Annotated in this window: 14 protein-coding genes; 3 read left to right on the forward strand and 11 right to left on the reverse strand. The window is 62.4% G+C overall.

The features are described from left to right. Positions 1-178: 178 nt before the first annotated feature. The 6 genes from HWX48_RS10625 to serS form a co-directional block, all read right to left on the reverse strand. A complete protein-coding gene (locus HWX48_RS10625; RefSeq protein ID WP_175957365.1) occupies positions 179-1,927 on the reverse strand; it encodes an L-lactate permease in 1,749 nt (582 codons plus the stop codon). Between the two features lie 319 nt (positions 1,928-2,246). After that, the gene (locus HWX48_RS10630) at positions 2,247-3,704 is read right to left on the reverse strand and encodes a catalase (RefSeq protein WP_175957367.1); all 1,458 of its coding nucleotides are present in this window, start codon (positions 3,702-3,704) and stop codon (positions 2,247-2,249) included. Positions 3,705-3,977: 273 nt separating this feature from the next. Further along, complete coding sequence (locus tag HWX48_RS10635) at positions 3,978-4,412, reverse strand: Fur family transcriptional regulator (RefSeq protein ID WP_175957369.1); 435 nt, start codon at positions 4,410-4,412, stop codon at positions 3,978-3,980. 87 nt (positions 4,413-4,499) lie between these two features. Continuing rightward, positions 4,500-6,095, reverse strand: a complete 1,596-nt coding sequence (locus HWX48_RS10640; RefSeq protein WP_175957424.1) for a xylulokinase — start codon at positions 6,093-6,095, stop codon at positions 4,500-4,502. 138 nt (positions 6,096-6,233) lie between these two features. Continuing rightward, entirely contained in the window at positions 6,234-7,142 is a 909-nt protein-coding gene (locus tag HWX48_RS10645; RefSeq protein ID WP_175957371.1) for an HAD-IIB family hydrolase, read from the reverse strand. A gap of 241 nt (positions 7,143-7,383) precedes the next feature. Then, a complete protein-coding gene (gene serS, locus HWX48_RS10650; RefSeq protein WP_175957373.1) occupies positions 7,384-8,661 on the reverse strand; it encodes a serine--tRNA ligase in 1,278 nt (425 codons plus the stop codon). Positions 8,662-9,076: 415 nt separating this feature from the next. On the opposite strand from serS, the gene HWX48_RS11325 reads away from it, so the two are divergent. Then, on the forward strand, positions 9,077-9,604 hold the full coding sequence (locus HWX48_RS11325; RefSeq protein WP_254873080.1) for a diacylglycerol kinase family protein: 528 nt from the start codon (positions 9,077-9,079) through the stop codon (positions 9,602-9,604). Between the two features lie 75 nt (positions 9,605-9,679). After that, positions 9,680-10,270: a diacylglycerol kinase family protein gene (locus HWX48_RS11330; RefSeq protein WP_254873081.1), complete on the forward strand. Its 591-nt coding sequence runs from the start codon at positions 9,680-9,682 to the stop codon at positions 10,268-10,270. Positions 10,271-10,405: 135 nt separating this feature from the next. On the opposite strand, the gene pheA is transcribed toward HWX48_RS11330, so the two are convergent. The 3 genes from pheA to HWX48_RS10670 all read right to left on the reverse strand — a co-directional run bounded on the left by pheA (position 10,406) and on the right by HWX48_RS10670 (position 14,585). Beyond that, complete coding sequence (gene pheA, locus HWX48_RS10660) at positions 10,406-11,362, reverse strand: prephenate dehydratase (RefSeq protein WP_175957426.1); 957 nt, start codon at positions 11,360-11,362, stop codon at positions 10,406-10,408. Positions 11,363-11,509: 147 nt separating this feature from the next. Next, positions 11,510-13,837 (reverse strand): DUF6541 family protein, encoded by a 2,328-nt coding sequence (locus HWX48_RS10665; protein ID WP_175957375.1) that lies wholly within the window; start codon positions 13,835-13,837, stop codon positions 11,510-11,512. Positions 13,838-13,937: 100 nt separating this feature from the next. Continuing rightward, positions 13,938-14,585, reverse strand: a complete 648-nt coding sequence (locus HWX48_RS10670) for a DedA family protein (protein ID WP_175957428.1) — start codon at positions 14,583-14,585, stop codon at positions 13,938-13,940. A gap of 372 nt (positions 14,586-14,957) precedes the next feature. Here HWX48_RS10670 and HWX48_RS10675 point away from each other — a divergent pair, with 372 nt between their 5' ends. Further along, on the forward strand, positions 14,958-15,857 hold the full coding sequence (locus HWX48_RS10675) for a thioredoxin domain-containing protein (RefSeq protein WP_175957377.1): 900 nt from the start codon (positions 14,958-14,960) through the stop codon (positions 15,855-15,857). 506 nt (positions 15,858-16,363) lie between these two features. Here HWX48_RS10675 and HWX48_RS10680 read toward each other — a convergent pair. Then, positions 16,364-17,323 (reverse strand): class I SAM-dependent methyltransferase, encoded by a 960-nt coding sequence (locus HWX48_RS10680; RefSeq protein WP_368483997.1) that lies wholly within the window; start codon positions 17,321-17,323, stop codon positions 16,364-16,366. 154 nt (positions 17,324-17,477) lie between these two features. Then, positions 17,478-18,209 carry a hypothetical protein gene (locus tag HWX48_RS10685; protein WP_175957379.1) on the reverse strand — a complete coding sequence of 244 codons (732 nt, stop codon included), beginning with the start codon at positions 18,207-18,209 and terminating at the stop codon, positions 17,478-17,480. Positions 18,210-18,252 lie beyond the last annotated feature (43 nt).

Consider the following 18,252-nt stretch of genomic DNA (forward strand, 5'->3'; position numbering starts at 1 on the left):
CGTCCGGGGGCCTGACATGGCCGGGTCCGTGATGCCTCCGACGCTAGAACACTTTGACCACGATGGCAGCACAAATGATCAGGCTGTGGAATTCCGCCAAAAAGTCAGTGTTTGCGCACGTCATTCAGGGCAGGCTGAACTGCCTTAACGTCACATGAGCGGTACGAAATAGCCTCGCTCAGGCGCCCGCCCCACTGGGGAAGGCAGCGGGTTCAGGCAGGTAGGCGCCAAACCAGCCCTGGGAGGCCATGAACACCAGGGCGCACAGCGTCAGCACGAGGGCGATCGAGAAGGGCGCGGCCTTGCGCAGGATCTCCGCTTCTGAGCCTGGCTCGCCAATGGCGGTGGCGGCGACGGTGAGGTTTTGTGGGGAGACGATCTTTCCCAGGCCACCGCCGATGGTGTTACCGGCTAGGAGCACGCCGGGATCGAGGTTGGCGCCCGCCGCAGCTGTGGCCTGCAGGTTCGCGAAGAGGGCGCCAGCGCTGGTGGCCGATCCGGCAACCGCCGTGCCCGTCCACCCCAGCAGGGGCGAGAGGAAGGCGAAGGCCGCGCCGGTCCCAGCGAGGGCGGCACCGATGGCGGTGGTCTGGCCCGAGAAGTTCATGACGAAAGCCAGGCCCATGACCAGGGCGATGGTCAGCAGGGACAGGCGCAGGTTGTAGATGGTCTGTGGCAGGGCGGCCAGGGAGCGCGACAACGGCATGTCGAAGCTGCCGGGCTTGCCGTAGGCGGCGTAGACCACGGCGACGATAAGGCCGGTGACGAAGATCCAGGTGCCGGGGTTGGACAGGATTTGCAGGGTGTAGACGGCTGAGCCGGAGGGCTCGCCCGATGGGGTGAGGAGTTCCCCATGCAGGCCCGGCCAGGGAATCTTGATGTCGGTGGTTTTGAGCGCGGCATCAACGTCGACGCCGATGCGCCAGAGTTTGGTCAGGCCAATGACGACGACCACAAGGACGTAGGGCAGGAGGGCCAAGGCGATGCGCTGGCCGTTGGGTGCGTTGGCGGTGTCGACGTGGCTGCGTTCTTCCTCGGGGGTGGTGGGGGTCCACACGAGAAGGAACAGGGCGGAGGCGGCCAGACCCAGGAGGGATGCGGTAACGGCGGTGAGTTCGTAAGAGAAGGTTGGGACGAAGAAGTGGCCTGCGGCGGTGGCGCCGCCTGCGACGAGGGCGAGGGGCCAAAGCTGTTTCACGCCGCGAGCGCCGTCCATGATGCCCAGGAGGATAAGGGGGATAAAAGCGGCGAGGATCCAGCTCAGGCGGCCCATGAGGGCGCCCACGTAGAGGGGGCTTTCGCCGCCGAGACGTCCGGCGGTGGTGATTGGGATAGCCATGGCGCCAAAACCGACGTTGATGGCGTTACCGACCACGGTGAGGACGGCGGCTTTGATGGCGGGCACGCCGAGGGCGACGAGCATTGCGCCGGTGATCGCCACGGGTGCGCCAAAGCCGGCGAGGCCTTCCATGAGGCCGCAGAAGGAGAAGGAGACGATGAGGGCTTGGGCGCGCATGTCACCTTTGCCGATGGAGTTGAAGACGGCGCGCAGGTCGTTACTGCGTCCTGATTTTTCAGTGAGGCTGTAGAGCCACACGGCGGCGATGATGATGTAGATGATGGGGACGAGGCCGAGTGCGATGCCTTGGGTGGCCGACAGGAGGGTCAGGGGCAGGGGCATGCCGAAGGCGAAGACGGCCAGGATGATGGCGAGGACGAGGGAGGCCAGGGAGCACCAGTGGGTTTTGACTTTGAATACGCCCAGGAGCACGAAGAACAGTAGGAGAGGGATGACCCCGACAAGGGCGGTAAGCCAGACGCTGCCAGCGACGGCGGTGGTCGAGGGCGTGTATCCCGCAGGCAGTGGCGCCGTGATTGAGGCGAGGGCGGCAGCCAGGGGTGCTGCGGTAGGGACATGAAGAGTCATGGGGGCTCCCAGAATGCGTGGCGGTTGTGGAAAACGCTAACCGATTCAGAGGAAAAACTCCTGCTGAACGGGTGTGACAGGGACAGGGGTGGGGGCGTTGCCAATGGCAACCCCCCCACCCCTGTTCATCTGAGCAGCTTTCACCCCAGCCGTGGGCCAGCTTTTCAACTCAGCTTTTTACGCTGGCTTTTCACGCCGACTTTTCAGCTGATCTTCTCAGCCCAGTCCTGAGAGTGTCCTGCCCTGCTCGTCCCCAGCAAAGGTCGCGGGCAGGCACCCCCGAGGATCTGGGCGTTCATGCTGGGTGCTGGTTATCCGCTCAGTGAGTGTCGCGGTAGCGGGCTTCGAGGGTGTCGCCCACTTCCTGGTCAATATTGCGCCAGTATTCGAACACGCGAGACAGCACCGGCTCCACAACGCCTTCAAGGGAACCAAGCACAGTGTCAATGAGGCGTTCGCGCTGTTCATCGGTGTAAACCTTGCGCACCAGGGTGTGCGCCTGGCCGAAGTCGTCGTCCTCGGCGTGCAGGCTGTAGGCGGCGCGCACCATCGCCCCATCTGCTTCCCAACCATTCTCGACGACCATTTCCTCAGCCTGGTAGGCGCGCCCATAGGAGTTGGGGGCGTAGACCGGCGCAGCACCGGAGTGGTGGTACTGCATGTGGCCTTCCTTGTCGTAGGAGTTGACCGGGCAGATGGGGGCGTTGACGGGCAGCTGGTTGTAGTTGGTGCCCACGCGGTGACGCTGCGCGTCAGGGTAGGAGAAGATGCGTGCCAGCAGCATCTTGTCGGGGGACACGCCGGTGCCAGGCACGGTGTTCGACGGCGAGAAGGCGGCCTGCTCGATCTGCGCGAAGTGATTGGTGGGGTTTTCGTTCAGGGTCAGGGTGCCGACCTCGATACGGGGGTAGTCGGCCAGGGGCCACACCTTCGTCAGGTCGAAGGGGTTGAAGCGGTAGGTCTTCGCGTCCTCGTAGGGCATGATCTGCACCTGCAGGGTCCAGGAGGGGAAGTCGCCGTCCTTGATGGCTTCGAAGAGGTCGCGGCGGTGGAAGTCAGCGTCCTTACCGGCCAGTTCGACGGCCTCGGCGCCGGTCATGTTTTCCACGCCCTGGTTGGTGAGGAAGTGGTACTTCACCCAGAACTTTTCACCCGCGGCATTGACCCACATGTAGGTGTGGGAGGAGTAGCCGTTCATGTGGCGCCAGGTGCGGGGCAGGCCGCGCTCGCCCATGAGGTAGGCGACCTGGTGTGCGCTTTCTGGCGAAAGCGTCCAGAAGTCCCACTGCATATTGGCGTCGCGCAGGCCCGAGTCGGGTAGGCGCTTTTGGGAGTGGATGAAGTCGGGGAACTTCATGGGGTCGCGCAGGAAGAAGATCGGCGTGTTGTTGCCGACGATGTCGAAGTTGCCTTCCTGGCTGTAGAAGCGCACGGCGAAGCCGCGCACGTCACGCCAGGTGTCGGGGGAGCCGAGCTCGCCTGCGACGGTGGAGAAGCGGGTGAGGACGGGGGTGGTGGTGCCGGGCTGGAAGAGGCCTGCCTTGGTGTAGGCGGACACGTCGCCGGTGACGCGGAATTCACCGAAGGCGCCCGAACCCTTGGCGTGCGGGGAGCGTTCGGGGACGCGCTCGCGGTCAAAGCGGGCAAGCTTTTGGACGAGGTTGACGTCGTGGAGCAGTAGGGGGCCGTCAGCGCCGACGCTCATGGAGTAGGAGTCGGATTGGCGGGGTTCGCCGCTTTCGGTGGTGGAGGGCATGGTGGGGTCAAAGGTGGTCATGGCAGGTCCTTAAGAATCAGATGTCAGCAGTCAGGTAGGGCGATTGAGAGGGATCTGGGCAGCGGTAGCGTGGACCGTAGGTCACGCCCACTGGCAGACGAGTGAGGCGGCACGAGCCATCTTCTGCTTCCTGTGCGCACAGAAAGCGGGTGATGCAACGCTATGCGAGGGAGAGTTGGTCGCGCCTCCTTGGTGGTTGCGTGCGAGGGCTCGGTGTGATGCACCGACACCTGGTGTGCGGATCTCCGTCCAGGCACGCTTCCTGCTGGCAAGCTAGCTTTCCTGGTCGATTGCCTTTTGGCAATCGGGGCATACCCCCCGGTAGACGATGTCGGCGAGCCGGATGGTGTAACCGTGGTCGTCTACGGGGTAGAGGCAGGGCGGTTGTTGAAGAGCGCAGTCGACGTCTTCGTATTTTCCGCAGCGTTCGCACCACAGGTGGTGGTGGTTGTCGCCTCGTTCAATCTCGTAGCGGGCGCCTCCACCTTCGACGACCTGCCTACGCAGGAGGCCTGCCTGCGTGAATGCGGCGAGGGCGTCGTAGATGGCTTGCTTCGAGATGGAGCCGAGTTTTTCCTCCACGGCGGTCACAACCATGTCGGCTGTGGCGTGGGGGTGAGCGTGAAGAACGTCGAGTACGGCGAGGCGGGGTGCGGTGACCCGCAGACCTGCTTCTTTAATACTCGTGCGACGTTCTTCAAGCGTCATGACTCCACCCTACCCCATTAATCTGGACTTAGTCCATTTAATGACTATGTCTATACTGAATGTCGTTTTCGTGACACCCTCACGCTATCAACTGTGCGCCGCAGCCGCCCGCACAATCTCCACACCCTCCACATAGCGGCCCAAATAACGCTCAAACGCCACCTGATCCGCAGCATCAGGAGCAATCACCACAGTATCCGCCCCAGCAAACACCCGCTGCGACAAATACTCCGGCAGGCTCAAGCCCGCCCCCGCCACACGGTAACGCGCCAACACAGCGATACCCCAGGCACCGCCCTCGCCAGCCGTCTCCCCCACCTCAATGGCAATACCCAGAGAATCAGCCAACACCTTCTGCGCCACACCAGCAGTCTTAAAAATGCCACCATGAGCGAAAAGGCGATCAACAGCCACCCCCTCCTTCTCCAGGAGGATATCCATCCCCACACGCACCGGCGCAAACACCGCCATCAACTGCGTGCGCATCGCATTCGCCAAGGTAAAACGCGACTCCGCAGTGCGGACAAACAGCGGACGCGCCTCCTCCAAGCCAACCACAGGCTCACCAGAGAGCAGGTTGTAGGCCAACAGACCACCACCATCAGCCTCGCCCTCCAAAGCATGACGGTAGAGCAGCTCATAAACCTCGCCCGGCTCCATATCCATGCCCGCCAACTTCGCAAAGCTCACAAACATACCCACCCAAGCATCCAACTCCGAGGCGCCATTATTCGAATGCACCATCGCCACCTGCGAACCATCCGGCGTCGTCACCGGATCCACCTCCACGTAGGCGTGCTCCAGAGCGCGCTCCAGGACGATCATCGCAAAGATCGAAGTCCCCGCCGACACATTACCCGTGCGCGGAGCCACCGCATTCGTCGCCACCATGCCCGTACCCGCATCGCCCTCAGGCGGGCACATCGGAATACCCGGCTGGAGAACACCCGTCGGATCCAACAGGGCAGCACCCTCGGCAGTCAGCGCACCAGCCTCAGCCCCGGCAGTGAGCACGCGGGGGAAAAGATCGCGCAGACCCCAGCCCATACCCTCCCTCGCCACAAGGGCGTCGAAAGCCTCCACGCGCACCTGATCGTAATCGCAGGTGTCAGAATCAATGGGGAACATGCCCGAGGCATCACCCACACCCAGCACAAACTCCCCCGAAAGCAGCTCATGCACATAGCCCGCCAAAGTATTGACCTTCGCCAAGGCAGGGACGTGATCCTCTTTATCAAGGATCGCCTGGTAAGTGTGTGCCACCGACCACCGCTGGGGAATATTGAAATCAAAGAGCTCGCTCAGCACCTGCGAGGCCTGCGCCGTCGACGTATTGCGCCACGTGCGGAAAGGCACAAGCTGGGTTCCCTCAGCATCAAAAGCCAGATAGCCGTGCATCATCGCCGAAATACCCAGGGCCGCGTAAGTCGTGGGAGTGACGTCATAGCGGGCGCGCACATCCTCCACCAGCGAGGCATAGCAGGCGCGCATCCCCTCGTGAATAAGGTCCAACGCATACGACCAGCGGCCATCCACCAACTGGTTCTCCCACGCGAACCCACCCGAAGCGAGCACCTCGTGATCAGGACCAATAAGGACAGCCTTAATGCGGGTGGAACCAAACTCGATACCCAGGGCGGCCTGGCCGGACTCAATAAGTGAACGACGCTGTTCGATAGTCATCATCAATCTTTCTTGTGAAGGTGCGGCCACAACCGGCTGCTCTGACAGTAATTGTGCCCCAAAACATGGGCAAAAGCGTGAGGGAAAAGCCCAAACCCCCACCCGACCACGCACACGCCCTCACTCGGGCACAACGCACTACTCCCTCGCCCGCTCCATCAACGCACACATCACCGCGGCGGCGCCCTCGTTCTCCACCGAACCCGTCACCGCATTCGCCGCGCGACGCACCTCCGGCAACGCCGACCCCATCGCCACACCATGAGCCGCCCAGGTCAGCATCTCAATGTCATTCATACCATCGCCCACCGCAATGGTGGCGTTAGAGGCAATACCCAGCTCATCAGCCAAATCCTGCAAGCCCGTCGCCTTCGTGCAGCCCTTCGGGCCAATATCCACCCAGGTCGTCCACCCCACCGCATACTGGGCAATATCCCCAATCCCCATCTCCCGGATGGAGGCCTCGAACTCCATGATCTCCATGTCCTCAGTCATCGCCACCAAGCGAGGAGTCAGCGTCTGACGCAATTCCTGCAGATCACGCACCCAGGTGTCCTCAAAAAACACCGGGCCGGGGAAGGTTCGGGAAATGAGGAAACCTTTATGCACCTCAACGCCCAAGTAAATATCGGGCATCGCCTCGCACAGGCGATCAATGACAGGCGCAGGATTAAAGGTATGCGTGCGGAGAATCTCCACACCATCATCAAAAGTCGGGCTCCAGTGGGCGGCCACCGCGCCATTCGAGCACACGCTCCAGCCAGTATCAGCCTCAAGATGACGCCACACCGGGCGCACGCCCTCCGTACCACGGCCAGTCGCAATCACCACCGTCGCGCCAGACTCATTAAGCGCATGGAAGGCCTCCAGCACGCGTTCCGAAGCGCCCTCAGGCAAAAGGATCGTGCCATCCACATCCAAGGCAATAAGAATCTCGTTGAGGTCGCGCGGGAGCGTCTCCGGCAACTCAGCCTTCACCTTGGCAACAAGCTCATCAAAAGGAATCGGCCGCTCACCAGAGTTAAGGGGCGTTAGCAACAGGCTCATACTCGCTCGATTCCTCTCACAATGTGCGGTTTCCGTGTGCGACTGTGAATCTTCAGCGTCGCACACGGAAACAGCATGTCAATAGTGTCATCCTGCGTCCACACCCCAGGTACCACCCACAGGAACCGCGCCCAAGCGACAGGCTGCAACATCGGCACACGCAGGTCACAGCGGGCACACCCGACGGGACGGGCCGGGCACTCCCAAGGACGGGCTAGGCCGGTGGGCTGGAGCTAGTGGGCTAGGCCAGCGGGGTCAAAACCTCCAGGCCACCCAGGTAGGGGCGCAGAGCCTCAGGCACGCGCACCGACCCATCGGCCTGCTGGTGGTTCTCCAAAATAGCCACGATCCAACGCGTAGTGGCCAGGGTGCCATTGAGGGTGGCCACGGGGTACATCTGGCCATCCTCGCGGCGCTCACGGATGCCCAGGCGGCGGGCCTGGAAGGTCGTGCAATTCGAGGTCGAGGTGACCTCCATCCAACGCTCCTGGGTGGGCAGCCACGCCTCGCAGTCAAACTTGCGGGCAGCGGAGGTGCCCAGGTCGCCCGCAGCAGTGTCGATGACGCGGTAGGGCAGCTCAACCTTGCGCAGCATCTCCTCTTCCCAGCCCAAGAAACGCGCGTGCTCTTCCTCAGCGTCCTCAGGACGGCAGAAGGAGAACATCTCCACCTTATTGAACTGGTGGACGCGGATAATGCCTCGCGTGTCCTTCCCTGCCGAGCCAGCCTCACGGCGGTAGCAGGTCGACCAGCCCAGGTAGCGCTTCGCGCCGCCCGACAGGTCAAGGATCTCATCAGCGTGGTAGCCAGCCAGAGCAACTTCAGAAGTGCCCGTCAGGTAGAGGTCATCGGCAGGCAGGTAGTAGATCTCGTCGGAGTGCTCGTTGAGGAAGCCCGTGCCCCCCATGACGGCGGGAGTGACCAAGGTGGGGGTCATCATGGGTGTGAAGCCAGCGGCGACCGCCTGATCCATCGCCATGGTCATGAAGGCCAGCTCCAGGCGGGCACCCACGCCAGTCAGGTAGTAGAAGCGCGAGCCGGAAACCTTCGCACCCCGCTTGACGTCAATAGCGCCCAAGCCCTCACCCAGAGCCAGGTGATCCTTGGGTTCAAAACCCTCGGCAGCAAAATCACGGGGCTCGCCGCCCTCGTGGCGCAGGACAACGAAGTCCTCCTCGCCGCCGGTAGGCACGCCATCAAGTATGAGGTTTGGCAGCAGACGGGCCAGGCGGTCAGCCTCGGCACCAGCCTCATTAGAGCGAGCTTCAGCGGCCTTGACCTGCTCGGCCAGCTCCTTGGCCTTGGCCAGGACGGCGGGGCGTTCCTCCGGGGAGGCCTTGCCCACGGACTTGGAGACGTCCTTTTGTGTGGCGCGCAGTTGCTCGAACTCCTGCAGGGCACTTCGACGTTGGGCATCAGCTTCGATGATCTGATCGACCAGGGTTTCATCGGCGCCGCGGGCTCGCTGGGAGGCGCGGGCGGGTTCAGGGTTCTCACGCAGGGCACGCACATCAATCATGACTCCCATGGTAGTTCAGGCGGGGCGCTCAGCTCACCCCTTGGCCCCGGCGCGGACAGTGGCTTATCCCCGTCCTCTCTTCACCCCTTGACCCCGGCGCGGACAGTGGCTTATCCCCGCTCTCTCCTCACCTCCTGCTCCAAGGTGTGAGCCCAGGCAAGAAAACCCCTCCCCAACCCCCTATCCGGCCTGAACTCACACGGGCGCCCACGCCCCACCCTCCCCCTCCTCTCCCCTTATCCCGTCTCTCTTACCCGCAGGTCTACTCCGCTCTGCCAACTCCCCCGCTCTCTCCTCACCTCCTGCTCCCAGGTGTGAGCCCAGGCAAGAAAAACCCTCCCCAACCCCCTATCCGGCCTGAACTCACACGCGGGCGCCCACAGCGCACAGACACCCAGGCGACTAGGCTGAAGGCATGACCATTGCAGCGTGGATTCTTGTCGCCCTCCCGATCGTCACCGTCATTGCCATGATCATCGTCATCGGCCTGCTCACCCGCTACTTCCAGCAGCGCCGCCAACGCGCCGAAGCCCACAATGACGCCCTGCTCACCCCAGAAGTCCCCCGAGACGATTTCCGCGGCCCGCGACCGTGGATCATCATGAACCCCTCCAAACACGAAGACGTCCACGCCTTCAAAGCCCACGTCGAATCAGCCGCCGCAGCCGTCGGTGTCATGCACCTGCAATGGCTCGAAACCACGCCTGAAGATCCCGGCACCGGTCAAGCCATTGAGGCCGTCGTTGCCGGCGCATCCGTCGTCATCGCCGCCGGCGGCGACGGCACCGTCCGCGCCGTCGCCGCCGGTATGGCTCACACAGGAGTGCGCATGGGGATCATTCCCGCAGGCACAGGTAACCTGCTCGCCCGGAACCTCGGCCTACCCATTGATGACCTAAAACGCCGTGAAGGTCGCTCTCGGTGCCGATCACCGCCTTGTTGACCTGGGCTGGCTCAGCGTTCGCGACATCGAAGAACCCTCCGAACTGCCCGCCGAAGGCGCTCTCGCCCGCGCAGCGTGGAACGCCCACCCCAGGCCACCGCCCCCACGCCCCTGCCCTCAGAGGATGAATACGCCTACGTCGTCATCTCCGGCATGGGCTTCGACGGTGAAACCATGGTCGCCACCGACTCTGACCTCAAGAAGAAAATAGGCTGGGCCGCCTACGTCATCGCCGGCATGAGCGCCCTCAGCGTCGACAAGATCCACGCCAACCTAACCACCATCAGTCCCGACGGTGAATCCACCGACGTTGAAGTTGACGTCCGCTCCATCATGTTCGCCAACTGCGGCGAACTGCCCTACCTGGTCCTCGCACCCAAAGCTACCGTCGACGACGGCATGATGGACATCATCGCCGTTGACACCCACGCTGGCCTGGTGGGCTGGGCTGACCTTGGCCTGAAGATCTTTAACCAGGGCCTTGGCCTGCCTTCCCTCAATCTGCCCTCCACCGGCGAAATTGCCTTCACTCAGGCGCGCGACGCAGCCGTGACCGTCGACAAGGCCAGCCCCGTGCAGGTGGACGGCGACGCCATCGGCACAGCTCGGAGCATCCGCACCCGCATGGATGTGGGAGCCCTCGACATTTCCGTCACCGAAATCTAACGCTCACAGCCCGCCGCAAAGAGGCCTAACAACGATAGATCCCTCTCGCACGAGGCACCAGCTGCAATAGGCCCTAGCTGCAAGTCGCCACCCTGACGCAAACGGGCTTTAGCTGCGCGCACCCAAACACGCCCCTCACGAGGACAGGATCTGCGCCACCCACTCCCGAGCCGCACGGAAATCCTCATCCCGAGCGCCAGCGGGAACCTCGGCCCGCACGCCATCAACACGCGGATAGGAGCCCATGAAACGCACCTCAGGGCTAATGCGATGCAAACCCACCAACGCGGCCTGCACACGCTCTTCAGACACGTGCCCGACGATATCGATCGAGAAGTTGTAGTTCCCCAAGCCATCACCCGACGGGCGCGACTCAATGCGCGACAAGTCCACCCCACGCACGCTGAACTGCTCCAGCAGCGTCAGCAACGCACCCGACTGGTTCACCGGCAACGCCACCTGAATAGTCGTCTTATCCGCACCCGTCGCAGGCGGCAAATTCCCCGGGCGGGCCACCATGACAAAACGCGTCACAGCCCCCGGATTATCAGCCACATCCGCAAACAGGGTCTCCAGCCCATAGCGCGCCACAGAGGTCGCATTACACAAGGCCGCATCAAAGTGAGCCTCACCCGCAGCCAAAAGCTCAGCCGCAGCAGCCGTCGAGGTCGCAGGCACATGCACCGCACCGGGGAACGTAGCCTCCGCCCAATTCCTGCACTGCGCCCAAGCGTGCGGGTGGGTGCCCACGCGCGCCACATCCTCAGGCCGAGTGCCAGGCCTCACCGCCAACTGGAAGGTCACGGTGACCACCATCTCTGAGACGATGACCAGCGGCTCTCCATTGGACAGCGCATCCAAAGTAGCGTTCACACCGCCCTCGATGGAGTTCTCGATCGGCACCACCGCGCGGTCGGCCTCGCCAGATCGCACGGCGGCGAGGGCCTGAGGGGCCGAGGTTTTCGGCAGCAGCTCAGCGCCCGAAGGCGCAACCTGCCACACCGCCTGCTCAGTGAAGGTGCCGAAGGGACCGAGGAAAGCAATGCGCAGGTGGTCGCGAGCGGGGGCCGGGCCAGGGAAGTTCGTACTCACGCTCTTAGTGTCACCGACGAGCCAGGTGTTGCGCATCCCTGGTTCTCATCGTGACACGGGGGCTGTGCAAGGCCGACGCAGAGCGAGGTCGACGTAGCACGGCAGCGCCCAGACCTCAGGCCAACCAGACGGCGCCAGCACCACCCTCTACCGGCAGGCCGTAATCTCGTACAACACCGCATCATCACCCGAGTCCACCACGGTGAACCCCACAGAGGTATCGACGTTATACAAGCCCGGATGCCGCTCAGAGCGATCAAAGTTGTAGTACTTCCCGTCGGCGTCCGCATAAAAGTGGGTGATCCCCTCGCGGCGCACCGCCTCGCACACCTGCGGATTCGTATGAATCTCGTTGAAATGCTTTCGGAACAGGTCACGGGAAGGCTCCGGAGCCTCCGAGGTCGTCAACTGCGGGAAGAAAACCAAGCGCTGCCCAATGGTCTCCACATAGGCCGCACCCGCAATCGGATCCCCCAACACGACCGCATCCTCAGGCAAAGTCGTCGGGATCCGACGAATCATATCGAGCTCCCCCTGAGTGACCATGCCCGGCTTCCCCAGATTCACAGGATCATAGACGTAGCTGGTCGCCTCAAAACGCGCATCCAACGCGCCACCCAAGCTCAACGCCAGCAGCCAAGCCCCCAGCAAGACACCAATGCGCCACTGAGAAGAAGACTCCACCTCCGCGCGAGTCGCCTGCGGACGATGCTGGCGCACCCACATCACCATGCCCGCAAAACCAATGGACACCAGCGGCACCATCACCATGTTCTGAACAGCCATAATGCGGCGCGGATCCATGTACCACGGGGACAGAAGGAAGACGCGCAACACATCCTCCGGCGAATAGGCAAGGAAGGTCGCCGCCGCCCACACAGCAAAAGCACCAATCAGCCACAGGCTCGGACGCGGCCCCAAGGAGTCACGCTCCCATTCGCGTTCGCGCCGCCACTCCTCAGGGGAGACAGGCCCCTCCAAAGCAGGCCGGACCAAGATCGACGAGGCCGACGCCGCAGGCTGGGCGGCCGGAGAAGCCTCAGCACCGTGGGGGACCTCAGGAGCCTCGCCTTCGGCAGGCGGGCTACCGGCGACATCCTCAACACTGTCCTGCCCCGCCGCGACGATGGGAGCCGGGCAGAGGAGATCCTCACGGACCTGCACCCAGATTCGCGTCCGCTGATACAGACGTAACGCCCCCAAGACAGTCAGAATCAAGAAAATAGCCAAAGTCAGGTACAAACCCATGGTCTGAGCAAAAGGCGGGAAAGGCGTCAACGCCCGCGAGACAGCAAAATCCCAGCCCAAACCCCGACGCGGGTAACGGCCCATGCCCTGCAGCTGCTCCGTCATCAGCACCAACAACGGACCACACACGGCAGCAATCGCAACCACAGCAGCAGCCCCCAGCGCAGCCCAATCACGGCACAGCACGGAGCGGCGCACCACCGACACAGCACCAGCAACCGTCGGAATCAGCAACGTCCACGCCGCCCCGAAAACACTACTGGCATGAGAGTGCGCCAAACCCACCGAGGACACCACAAGAGACATCCCCAAAGGAAGATGCGGCAACGCCCTCGTCAAACCCAACTCCGTGGAACGCACCAGGCGGCGACCCCACACAATCGCCACCGCCACCACACCCGGCAGCAACGCCACACCCGTCGCATGCGGCCACTGGTTATACATGGTCAGAGCATCCGCAGGCATCGACAGCATCGTGCCAGCAACCAGAGGCGCAGCCATCACCGCCACACGCGAAGTGCTCACCACCGCCGTCAACGCACCAGCACCCATCACCCACACAGCCATGAGGAACAGGCTCGACACATTCGCAGCCTCAATCACCGTCGTCGGCGCCGCAAAAAGAGTGACAAAAATATGCCACGCAATCGGGTAATAGATCCCCGTCTGACCCCCATACAGTGGAGCAAGAGCAGAAAGCGGCGAAGCTTCCATGCTCTGGGTCATATGCCACACGCCCGTCACATGGAACACCGCATCCCACTGCTGCGCAGGATTATGCGGATCCGCGACAAGAAGCATCGGCAAGGCAGCAAGCAACCACCCGGCAGCCACCAGCAGCCACCACTGACGGCGGGCCCTCGGCGTCAAAATCCGATACGCGTGAGCCGCAGGAGAATCCCCCGCAAACGGGGGACGCGCCGCTTGAGCGCTCCCCAAGAGCTCCTGACTCTCAGGATTGTTGTACCAGCGGCTCCGCCAAAACAACATGCCCCCAGCCGTCACCACCAGCAAAAGCACACCCACACTCCACCACGCCCACGGCACAGACAGGCGAGCAAAAACAACGCTCGCCACAGTCAACACGCCAAAGGTGAACGCCGGAGCGGCAGCGGCCGCCACAAGCGAAGAACGGATCGAAGCACGCAGCCAAAAATAGCCCGGAAGAATAGCCGCCACCATCATGAGGACAAGAAGCGGGAAGAGGGGAATCCATTCGCTCAGCATGAGTACTCCTCAATCACTACGGTGCGCTCTGAGTGGCCCCACGGCCAGTACCACCCCACAACGCTCCTGGGCTTTTCCATCTGCGTACACGAAGTCCTCTCTAGAGAGTTTCCTCCGAAGAAACAGCCTCGCTGCGCTGGACTTGAGCCTGCACGGGCGCATCCTCCACAACCTGCTGGGCTGCACGGCGAGCACGAACGCGGTGGGCGATAACCTCGACAAACATCGGCAGGAGGGAGACAAACACAATAAGGATAAGAATGACCGACAGGTTATCGTGCACGAAAGGCACACCCCCCAGGGCAGCACCGGCGTAGGTCACACCCACACCCCACAGGAAAGCACCCAGGGAGTTAAAGAGGAGGAACTTCGGGTAGGGGTAGCGGGCAATACCCGCAGCCAAGGGCACGAAAGTACGCACGAAGGGAATGAAACGACCGATTACCAGGGAACGCCCACCATAGTTCGTGAAGTAATGCTCAGCCTTATCCAGGTGCTCAGTCTTCAAGAAGCGCGCATCATCCTTAAAGAGCCGTCGGCCATAGCGTGCGCCCAGCCAGTAACCCACCTGAGCACCAACGAAGGCAGCCACAAAGGTCCAGATAATGAGGGTCCACAGGTTCAACCCCAGCTGCGAATGCAAAAGACCCGCCGTGAACAGTAGGGAATCGCCCGGCAGGACCGGGAAAAGAATTCCGGACTCAATGAGGACAATGAGCAAGGTGCCCCACAACACCCACGGGCCCATAGCGATAAGCAAGGACTCCGGGTCATGCAGCCAGCCAATGACAGTGGTCAGCCACGATGCATCTTGAGCAGCCGTATAAAACACGCGTTTCCCTTCAACAGGTACAAGTTCTAATGTCCACACTAGCGCCAATGGGCCTCCCTTAGCGGATCGTCCTAAGAATTCCGGGAAGCAGATACGTCACCTTCTGGAAGACACTGCTGCGCTCCCAGATGTGCGCTCAAGGCTTAAATGACGGCAGACAAGTCAATAGTGCCGTGGACTCACACCCGGGAACGCACCCGACAGCCAGAGAGTTACGCGGCTCTCAATCCGCGAAAAAACGCCATTTGAAACGGCAGGCTTCACTCAGCCGCGTGTAGCATTCAGGTCATGACAACCCCATCGTCCGCGCCCGAAGAGGGCCGCACTTCCGCACCCGACGCCTCGGCCTCCACCCCCGGCCAGGCGCCCGCCTTCCCTCCCACCCAGGCAGAGCGCTCCGCACAGGCCGCAACCGCCAACAACGCCTCCCTGTGGAAGGCAGCCACGATTCTGCTCACCTTGGCACTGGTCGTGCTGCTTGTCGTCTTCTACCTGCGTAGCGCTGGCGCCCCAGAAGGTGCTGATAGCGCAGCACAATCGACACCTCCGGCTGCTCAGGAAACCCAGGCAGCCCCAGAGTTACCCGAGTTTGCCCCGTCCAATCCCAACCCTGAAGCCCTGAAGATTCTGCGTGCAGAGCCTCGCCGTGATGCAAATGACGGCCGCGCCGTAGGCTCGCACGAAGCGCCCGTTGTCATGGTGGAGTTCTCGGACTACTCCTGCCCCATGTGCACCCGCTTTGCCACCCAAGTTGAACCTGAGCTGCAAAAGTTCATCGACGATGGCACTCTACGCATCGAGTACCGCGATCTTGTGATCTTCTCTCAGCACGGCTCTGACATTGCCGCTGCTGGCGGCTGGGCCGCCGCCGCCCAGGGGAAGCACGCCGAATACCGTCACGCTGTGTGGGCAGCTGCCGGGGGCGGTCACCCCGAGTACACCGAGGATGTCGTTGTCGAGCTGGCAAAGACTGCAGGCGTGCCCGACCTGGAGAAGTTCCGCGCAGACATGACCTCTGAAGACACCAAGGCGAAGGTGAAGGCTGAGACCGAGCACGCCTTCTCACTGGGTATCCAAGGCACGCCTTTCATGATGATCAACGATGCGACGATCTCAGGTGCTTACCCGGCTGATTTCGTCATCCGCACCATCGAAGAGCAGGCAAAGGAAGCTGCCGCCAGAAAGTAACTGCGGCTGCTGACGTCGCCAAGTTCTCCGCAGCGGTCCTGCGTTGATGCCCTGAGCTGAGGTTTCGTGCTGGCGTCCTTGTCCCTGCCGCCGTGCTGAGGCGCACTGGGGCCACCGGGTCTGATGTGATTGCACCGCGCGGTTCCTCAATAGTGAAAGGCGAGCGAATCAGCTGGCTTATCTGCGGTGACCACCTGTTCCATACTCAGGAGGGTGCCTGCCGGAGAAATACTGGCAGGCACCCTCCTTTGTGCGGTATCGCCCTTGCCTTGATGTGGACTCCACCTGAGGCGCATTGCTGCGGTTAAGGCGAAGACCAGAGCATCATGCGTACGGCCCAATATGTACACCCCAAATGCGCCCCTCCCCGGCGTGGAACCCCAGGCGCTGGGATCGCCGACGCGGGGATCGCCGGTGTTGGGATCCGTTGCATGCTCCCGCTCCGGGCTCCCAGGTGTGCGCTCAGCGCATAATCCGCCCTCTCAAAGGCCACATCTGGTCTGGACTCACAGCTCGGAGCACCTATGCGCCACCCACACCTGAGTCGTATAAGGCAAGGCAATCTCCTGCCCAGGCACAAACTCCAGATGCTCATAGAGATACCAGCGCAAGTTGTCTTGCATGCGTGCCCGGCCAGCCTCATTCTGTCTGAGATAGGACGAGCGGGTCGTCCCCAACTCAAGGAGCCCTTCAGGAGTGACCTGATCCTCCCAGGCGAGCATCGTCAGCTCCGGCTCCCCCCAAGGCTCGGGCAGTCGGGGCGGCTTATCCGGACGATGCACATCACCCGAACGCATAATGCGCGTGAGTCGATGCACCCAAGGCAATTCCACGTTCATCTGATTCCACACAATAGCCATGTGGCCACCTGGGCGGACGATGCGATCGGCTTCCCGCCCCGCAGCCTCTGGATCCATCCAATGCCAGGACTGAGCGTAAGCAGCAACATCAACACTGTGAGCGGGTAGGCGTGTGTCTTCAGCGTTTGCCGCGACAATCTGCAAGGCCTCAGCGCCGCCAAGGATCGCATCAAGCTGCTCGCGCATCGCTGCCGACGGCTCCACTGCCACCACCTGCGCGCCGCGCTCCAGCAGCAGTCGGGTGAGTTTGCCCGTCCCAGCCCCAATGTCAGCAATCCTTCCCCCCACATGAGAGCCGCACACAGCATCCACCGCCTCCTGAGGGTACTCCGGTCGCACGCGTCCGTAGAAAGGTGCGGGTGTGTGGAAAGGATTCTCACGCGCCACCGATCGGCCCTCACCCACCGCCTGCGTAGGTTTCATACTGAGCGCAGGGTTCGCAGAGTCTGCAAGGTTCATTGCCTGCATAGCCTTCGTCGCATGCGCAGGGCCCAAAGTCCGCCCAAGGCTGGCAACATGCCGAGGATCAAGCGTCCGCCCACGGGTTTCATTGTCGCTGGAGTCCACAGCATGGGCGCTATCGGGAGTGTGTTGGCTGTCAGTCACAGGCTCACTCTAGCGCCCACCTGTGCACCCACCTGTGCGCCCACCCAGCTCCAGGCACCATCAGTACTCGATACACCCTTGGGCGCACAGCTCGGAGCGCAGCCGACACCACGCGCCACCTTTCAAGAGCCTCCCGCTCGGTCAACACCTGTCCCTACATGCTGTACACAACGACATCAGCCAGACGCTGAGGCTGATTGACGCGAATATGCTCATCCTCCTGAGCGGCCCACACATCCCACCACGGCTCGTAGGTCGCGCCGTCGCGCTCAATCGCGCGACGGCGCCGCAGCTCAGGCCCACACTCCACCCAAATCCTCAGATCCGCAGCTATTGCAGTAGCTGGGCACAGTGAGCCCGAGCCCTCAATCAGTAAAGGCCGATCTCGATCAAGTCGCACGTACTGTCCAGGCCGGGAATGCTCCCAATCCCACACACGGTAGCCACGCGTCCCGTTATCTCGGGGGACACCGCTTATACTTGCTGGCCTCAGTGCAAGCGTCCCACTCAACAGCTCAACCAGCATCTGCGTGCCCTGCGCCAATCCATACCACCCCGGATACCACTGGTCAGGGCCGGTTTCCTGCAAGTTGCGGACCCCCGCCATCCGCAGATGGCGGGCCAAAGTCGCCGCCAACGTTGATTTCCCAGAACCCGACCTGCCGTCAATAATGACAACCGGCGCCCGCCACACGCCCCGCCTGGCCGGACCAGCGCAAGCAGCGGCATCGACATCGGCATTGGCCCCGGCAGAAGCGAAGCACCCAGCGGCCGACGCCACCGCGCCCGCAGAAACACCGCCAGCGCCGACCTCATACATCTCACGCACACGCGACAAAAGACCTGCAGGCAGCTCACCCGGCGGCGCGCCACGCAATTCCAGCATCACAGCCTCCTTCAACCGGCCGCCACCTGGGCCTCCACCTCTA

Source organism: Schaalia sp. Marseille-Q2122, assembly GCF_903645355.1.
In the GTDB taxonomy this organism is placed as follows: Bacteria; Actinomycetota; Actinomycetes; order Actinomycetales; family Actinomycetaceae; genus Pauljensenia.

What these genes read in the sequence shown, in the direction of transcription:
- HWX48_RS10625 (WP_175957365.1), bottom strand. Translation starts at nt 1,927, where the DNA reads ATGACTCTTCATGTCCCTACCGCAGCACCCCTGGCTGCCGCCCTCGCC.
- HWX48_RS10630 (WP_175957367.1), bottom strand. Translation starts at nt 3,704, where the DNA reads ATGACCACCTTTGACCCCACCATGCCCTCCACCACCGAAAGCGGCGAA.
- HWX48_RS10635 (WP_175957369.1), bottom strand. Translation starts at nt 4,412, where the DNA reads ATGACGCTTGAAGAACGTCGCACGAGTATTAAAGAAGCAGGTCTGCGG.
- HWX48_RS10640 (WP_175957424.1), bottom strand. Translation starts at nt 6,095, where the DNA reads ATGACTATCGAACAGCGTCGTTCACTTATTGAGTCCGGCCAGGCCGCC.
- HWX48_RS10645 (WP_175957371.1), bottom strand. Translation starts at nt 7,142, where the DNA reads ATGAGCCTGTTGCTAACGCCCCTTAACTCTGGTGAGCGGCCGATTCCT.
- serS (WP_175957373.1), bottom strand. Translation starts at nt 8,661, where the DNA reads ATGATTGATGTGCGTGCCCTGCGTGAGAACCCTGAACCCGCCCGCGCC.
- HWX48_RS11325 (WP_254873080.1), top strand. Translation starts at nt 9,077, where the DNA reads ATGACCATTGCAGCGTGGATTCTTGTCGCCCTCCCGATCGTCACCGTC.
- HWX48_RS10665 (WP_175957375.1), bottom strand. Translation starts at nt 13,837, where the DNA reads ATGCTGAGCGAATGGATTCCCCTCTTCCCGCTTCTTGTCCTCATGATG.
- HWX48_RS10670 (WP_175957428.1), bottom strand. Translation starts at nt 14,585, where the DNA reads ATGGGCCCGTGGGTGTTGTGGGGCACCTTGCTCATTGTCCTCATTGAG.
- HWX48_RS10675 (WP_175957377.1), top strand. Translation starts at nt 14,958, where the DNA reads ATGACAACCCCATCGTCCGCGCCCGAAGAGGGCCGCACTTCCGCACCC.
- HWX48_RS10685 (WP_175957379.1), bottom strand. Translation starts at nt 18,209, where the DNA reads ATGCTGGAATTGCGTGGCGCGCCGCCGGGTGAGCTGCCTGCAGGTCTT.